At 56.7% G+C, this 6451-nt stretch carries 5 protein-coding genes; 2 read left to right on the forward strand and 3 right to left on the reverse strand.

From position 1 onward, the window contains the following. Window positions 1-11: 11 nt before the first annotated feature. From WA318_RS03705 to WA318_RS03715, 3 genes are all read right to left on the reverse strand, one after another. Complete coding sequence (locus WA318_RS03705) at window positions 12-740, reverse strand: MarC family protein (protein ID WP_114096711.1); 729 nt, start codon at window positions 738-740, stop codon at window positions 12-14. Between the two features lie 134 nt (window positions 741-874). After that, window positions 875-1210 carry an HNH endonuclease gene (locus tag WA318_RS03710; protein ID WP_336080032.1) on the reverse strand — a complete coding sequence of 112 codons (336 nt, stop codon included), beginning with the start codon at window positions 1208-1210 and terminating at the stop codon, window positions 875-877. A gap of 7 nt (window positions 1211-1217) precedes the next feature. Next, entirely contained in the window at window positions 1218-2111 is an 894-nt protein-coding gene (locus tag WA318_RS03715; RefSeq protein ID WP_336080033.1) for a M48 family metalloprotease, read from the reverse strand. Window positions 2112-2583: 472 nt separating this feature from the next. Between WA318_RS03715 and WA318_RS03720 the strand changes: the two genes are divergently transcribed. After that, window positions 2584-5115 (forward strand): type I secretion system permease/ATPase, encoded by a 2532-nt coding sequence (locus WA318_RS03720; RefSeq protein ID WP_336080034.1) that lies wholly within the window; start codon window positions 2584-2586, stop codon window positions 5113-5115. After that, the gene (locus tag WA318_RS03725) at window positions 5115-6419 is read left to right on the forward strand and encodes an HlyD family type I secretion periplasmic adaptor subunit (protein ID WP_114096714.1); all 1305 of its coding nucleotides are present in this window, start codon (window positions 5115-5117) and stop codon (window positions 6417-6419) included. Before WA318_RS03720 ends, WA318_RS03725 begins: the two co-directional genes overlap by 1 nt. The last annotated feature ends 32 nt before the right edge of the window (window positions 6420-6451 follow it).

Consider the following 6451-nt stretch of genomic DNA (forward strand, 5'->3'; position numbering starts at 1 on the left):
GGTATCTGAAATCAGAAAAATGCCTGCTTCACACCATCAATGATGAACTGCACGGCAAGGGCGGCAAGGATCATGCCAAGCAGGCGTGAAACCACGGTCGCGACCGTCGGGCTAAGGCGTTTGGCAACGACGTTTGAGGCCAGGAAGAAGACAAAGGCAATTGCCATCACCACGGCAACCACGCCAATGACACTTGCCTGCATGGCGATATTGTCTTCGAATTTGCCCATCAAAAGCATGACCGATGCAATCGCACCGGGCCCCGACAGGAACGGGATCGACATCGGGAAAATCGAGATATCGTCCGCTTCGTCATCCGGTATCGTGTGGCCGGATGTTGACGCGTTGGCGCTGGCCTTTGATTTGGTCTTTTCGGTTTTTTCCGCGTCGTGATCTTCTTCAAGTTCCTGTTGAACCTGTTCGGCGCGCTGGTTGCGTTTCTGGCTGCGTTTTTCAAACAGCATTTCAAGCGCGATCAAAAACAGAAGCGTACCCCCGGCAATCCGGAAGGCAGGCATGTGAATGCCGAAAATACCCAGCAATCCTTCGCCAATCAGGGCAAAGGCCGCGAGGATAAAGAAGCTGGTCAGACAGGCACGGATCGCCATGCGGCGACGATGGGCGGCACTTGTGCCCTGTGTCAGGACAATGAAAACCGGAACAAGGCCCAATGGGTCAATGATCACGAACAGCGTGACAAAGACCGGGATCAGTTCATTGAGCATGTCAAAGCTTGGCATCGGTTTTTCCTGGAAGCACAGTTAATCGAGTGCGGGCAATGTCATTGCCAGCCCGAAGATCGGGTCGTGTATAGCGCGCAGTCTGGCAGGTAAATGATTAAATTGGCATTTCTTTTGCCAATGGAAGATCGAAGCTATCGTCGCTTGCCGCGATTGCGCCCATAGCGCCCGGCATTTTCGGGCCAGTCCACGTAATCGGCGGGCTTTTTGCGGACCCATGTGATGAATTTGATGATGTCGGGATGGGCTTTGAGCTTTGCGGGATCATCATAATCGCGCGCAATGGTCGCTTCATCAAACAGGCGATGGATCATGCGATGACAGACCCGGTGCAGCCACTCTGTTTCGGTGCCGCCCTTGGATTTCGGACGCCAGTGATGGCGATCAACGCTGGCCCCCGCAATCATCGGACGGCCACAGACCGGGCAGGGGCCAAGGTCGGTTGCTTCTATGTCATTGGATGCTTGCATAGCGGAATTATTGTTCGGGCATCTTCCGGTTTTCAAAGAATTTCTGCCATGTGCCGGGCTTGAGTGCACGCAGTGCCTTGATCCGGGCGGTGATCGACGGATGGGTATCAAGCAGGCTGGGGGGCTGGGTGCTGCGATAGGGGATGATGCGCAGGCGGGTGCGGTTGATCTGATCAATGTGCAACAGCGCATCAATCATGTCTTCGGGACCATTCAGAAGATCGCTTGCCCCATGGTCGGCGGCAAATTCGCGATCCCGAATGACCGCACGTTGCAGAAGAAAGCTGATGGTCGGAACGGCACCAAACACGACAATCATCCATGCCGGCGGATTGAAATCACCAAAGATGAAAATCGCCAGACCAAACAGTGCAATGGTCCATGTCGCACGATACAGGACGTCGGTGATCAGAAGGATGCGGGTATCGCCATGCCATGCATGTGCAACCTCATGGGCCAGAATGGCACGCATCTGGCGCGGGGACAGGTTGTGCAAGGCGTCGCTTGAAATGGCAATTGTGGTGTGATCATCCGTGCCGGTCGTGATCGCATTGACCCCCTTGCCGGGCAGGATGAACAGGTTCGGTCTGTGATCCAGTCCCGCACGATCCGAAAGCAGATGGTTCATTTCGTGAATGGCCAGATAATCCTTTGCCGGAAGGGGACTGGCGCGCAGGACTTTCATCAGGATGTCGGGCGAGATCATCGGGGTCAGGGCGAGCATCATCGCAACCGCAATTCCGGCCGATATCATCATTGATAACCCGCCAAGCATCCAGGCACAGGCGGCAAGAACGCCGATCATGCAGGCCATCAATGTCCCGGCATGGGACATCCCGCCCGGTTGAATGGCGAGAAATCGCTGAATGAAATCAGGAAGCTGCGGGGTATCATCTGACATGGTTTCTCCGCATGTTGCGAGTCTTGGATATCTGTGGCGGGTATCGGACTGATCCGGTTACCGTCTGCGTTCAACGCGGGAATAGCGTTCTGATCTATAGATAGGGATGTTACCGGTCCTTGCGCAAATCGGGCCGTGTTGATCCGTTCGTCGATTATTGCAGATAAAGCGTTGAGAGTATTGATCTATGACAGGCAATACTGCGGAATCCCGAAGGGTCATTTCGCCATGCCGAAAACACGATTGCAAACTGTTACTGATTGACGATAAAGCAATGAAATAAAGGGATTTGCGGCGAAATTTTAACACATCCTTATATATTCCACTAGAATAGTGGCAGTATGCCATTGGCTAGGTTGCCCGTCGTATCTTTGTTGCGCGGGGCGTTTGCCATGCGTGATAGCCAGATGCCGGAAACCGGTGTCATGCTATGATAAAGTCAGTGCCAAGGATGGCAAAACGGAAGGATTGAATGGGCCTGTTCGATAAAATCCGGCCAACCCGCAAAGCGGATGCGGGGCGTGAGGGGGATCGCACCCCGCTTGAACGGTTGTTCTGGCGGTCGATCGCGCTCGTGGGCGGATTCTCGATGGTGATCAACATGCTTAACATGGTGATCCCGATCTATTCCATGCAGGTATTCGACCGCGTCCTTTCAAGCCGAAGTGTTGATACGCTGGCCCTTTTGACGGTGGGTATCGGGCTTGTTCTTTTGTTCATTGCCTCGATGGAACAGCTCAGGTCGCGGGTACTGATCCGGGTTGGTACGGCACTGGATTTGCGTCTGGGCGGGGACCTGTTTGCCCATGTGGTCCAGCAATCCGCACGCGGTGCCCCGATGCGCCAGCGTCCATTGCGCGATCTTTATGGATTGCGGGGCTTCCTGACCGGAAGCGGTCCCTTTGCGCTGATCGATTTCATGTGGGCACCGGTCTATATCGGGGTGGTCTTTATTTTTGATACCCGTCTTGGTCTGGTGGCCTGTGGCGGGGCGGTGCTTTTGATCGCGATTGCGATTGCCAACGAAGCCGCAGCAAAGATTTCAGTCGACCGGTCCGAAGAAAGCCAGAACCGCGGTATTGCGCAGGAAGAAACCTATGTCCGCAATGCCGAGGCGATGGAAGCCATGGGCATGACCCAGTCGGCCCGCCAGCGCTGGCAGGCCGATCAGTCTGATTCTTTGTACTGGGAAGGGCAGGCCAGCCGTCGGGTCGGGACATCGACCACGCTTTCGCATTTCATCAGGCTTGCCATGCAGGTGTGCTTTATCGGGGTCGGGGCCTATCTGGTTCTGTCCGAAAGCATCACGATCGGGATCATGGTTGCATCCATGATCCTTGGCATGCGCGGGCTTGCGCCCTTTGACGGGGCTGTGAATGCCTGGCGCAGCTGGAATGCTGCGCGCAATTCGTTTGAACGGTTAAACAAAATCCTGCTTGAAAAACGCCCGACCGTCCCGGCACCAATGCCGCGTGGACGGGGGATGGCGGTCAGTGTGGATCGTCTTGTTTTCGCACCACCCAATAGCCGCAACGTCCTGTTCAAGGGATTCTCGTTCAAGGCCGGGCCCGGGCAAATCATCTCGATTGCCGGGTTTAATGGCGTCGGAAAGACAGCCCTTTTGAAGCTGATCATGGGCATCTGGTTGCCCGGATCGGGATCGGTCAAGCTTGACGATGTCGAGGCATCGCGCGCAGAGCGTTCGGAAATCGGCGCCCAGATTGGCTATCTGGCGCAAAACCCGTTCCTGTTCCCCGGGACGATTGCCGAAAATATTGCCCGGCTTGGCAATGCAGAGATGCGGGACATCATTCAGGCCGCCGAACTGGCCGGGGCGCATCAGTTTATCCTTGATCTGCCCGAAGGTTATGACACGCGCGTTGATCGTGGCGGGCGTAACCTTTCAGGCGGGCAACGGCAACTGATTGCTTTGGCAGCGGCTCTTTTCTCACGGCCCCGGATGTTGCTGCTTGATGAACCGACAACGGCCCTTGATGACATCGGGGTTCAGCATATCAGCAATCTGATTGATGTTCTGCGTCGCAACGGCATTACGACCTTTATCGTCAGTCATGAACGCGCGATTCTGGCACGCGCGGATGCGATCCTTGCGCTTGCCGACGGGCAAATCCAGGTTGTCCCGGTAAAGGCTCAGGCGCAACCGGGCAAACCGGCGGTCCAGACCGAGGATATTGCCCGTGGCTTGCCTCCGATGCGGCGCAGTTCCGATCTGCCGGATCCATTGGCGGATGCCGCACCGGTTCAGGCCGCAGCCTTGCAAGACGGTCAGATGCGTATCACGCCCAAACAGATCGAAGTTCCCAATCCCGATGCACCGCGACCGATTGTCGAAAAGAATTCGGCCGCCGGTCAGCATCCGGCAAGTGCGATGGACGAGCTTGGTCTTGAAGAACCGGAAATGCCCGAAATCGAAGATTTCGGCGGGCGCAGTGAAGTCGGATCGGGGCGTGCCCAGGAAGCCAAACAGGCCGCCGGGATCAAGCCCGAAATGAAACCGCAACCAACTCCGGGCGGCACGATGATGACCATGCGACCGGTCATGCCCAAGGCAGATAAACCGGCCAAAGCCGGGCTTGAGAAAAAGTCGGTGAGCTGGACGGATGAGGCGAAGCCTGAAGCCGCCGCAGTCCCCAAAACCACCAGGCCCCCTGAAGCCAAGGTCCCTGAAGCCAGGGGACGTCCGCGCCGTCAGGAGGCCGCGAAACCAAAGGCCGCACGCCCCGATACAGCAAATCGCAAGGCAGCAGCCCCCAAACGCAAAATGACCGAGGCCGAAGCCATCGCGCGTGCCCGTGAAGAGGCCGCGATGCGCATGCGCAAGGTGCGCGAAGATGCCGAACGCGCAGCAGCCGAGCGGGCAGCAGCACGCCGGGCCAGAGTGACGGAAAATCCCGCTGGCGATACACCTGATGCACCGCGTCGGGGACGTCCGCAATTGCGCGTGGTTGAAGGATCGGCCAAACGTCGACAGGGTGGTGCCTGATGTCCGGGGTTCAGCTACCAACCGCACGTGAACTTGATACCGATGTCAAACCGCTTGTCCGGCTTGGTTTCCTGATTCTGTTTCTGGGTATGGGATCGGTGATGTTTTGGGCGGCAACCGCCGAGGTCAATTCTGCCGCGACCGCAAGTGGCGTGGTCGCGCCATTTTCCGGACGCCAGAGCGTGCAGCATCTTGAGGGCGGCATCATCAGCGAAATTCTGGTGCGCAACGGTGCGCGGGTAAAGGCCGGTGATGTTCTGATTCGCCTTGATGATACCCGGTCACGGGCAAGCTTTGATCTGCTCAATAACCGGTATCTCAATTCCCTGGCGACGCAAACCAGACTGATCGCAGAGCGCGAACAGAAAGACCATCTGGTGTTCCCGCCTGCGCTCGAAGATCCGCGCTATTTCTCGATTACCGACTCGCAACGTACCCTGTTTGAAAGTCGTCGCAGTGCCTTCAAGGGCGAGCTCGAACTTTATGACGAGCGGATCAAGGAATTGCGCCGCGAGATCGTCGGCACGCGTGAGCAAAAAACCGCGTCCGAGCAGCAGGTCGGGATCGTCAAGGAAGAGCTCGCCATGGTCAAGCCGATGGTCGATCTTGGCTATGCCCGGCGGACACGGTTGCTTCAGCTCGAAAGCCGGCTGGTTGAAACGCTTGGCAATATCGGACGGTTTTCGGCTGATATCGCAAGGATCGAGCAGCAAATCCAGCAGGTTAAAGCCAGTCAGTCGCAGTTGATGCGTGATCATTTGCAGTCGATCAATACCGAACTGCGCGATGTGCAAAGCGAGATTTCCGATCTGAATGAGCGTCTGCGTTCGGCCGAGGATGTTCTGGTGCGGTCCGATATCAAGGCCCCGCGCAACGGGACCGTAACCAATATGCAATTCACCACGGTTGGCGGGGTCATTCCGCCCGGAGCACAGGTTCTTGAAATTGTGCCGCTTGATGACCGGCTGGTCATTGAGGCCCGCGTTTCACCCAATGATATTGATGTGGTTTCTACGGGGCTTTCGGTGAATATCCGTGTGACCGCATTCAGCCAGCGCTGGTTCGCGCCGGTCAAGGGTGTGGTGACCGATGTGTCCCCGGACCGGCTGACCGATTCGGAAGGAAGATCGTATTTTCAGGCCATGGTCGAGATCGATGCAGACAGTCTTGCCGAGCATGAAGGCATGATCCTGTCCCCTGGCATGCCCGCCCAGCTTGAGATCGTAACAGGCTCGCGAACGATCCTTGCCTATCTGTTTTCCCCGATTACGACCAGTTTCGAGCGCGCTTTCCGCGAGCAATGAGTTTTCCGGTACGCCGGACAGGTGTGTCGGGT

This window comes from Thalassospira sp. CH_XMU1448-2 (assembly GCF_037027285.1).
Taxonomy (GTDB): Bacteria; Pseudomonadota; Alphaproteobacteria; order Rhodospirillales; family Thalassospiraceae; genus Thalassospira; species Thalassospira profundimaris_C.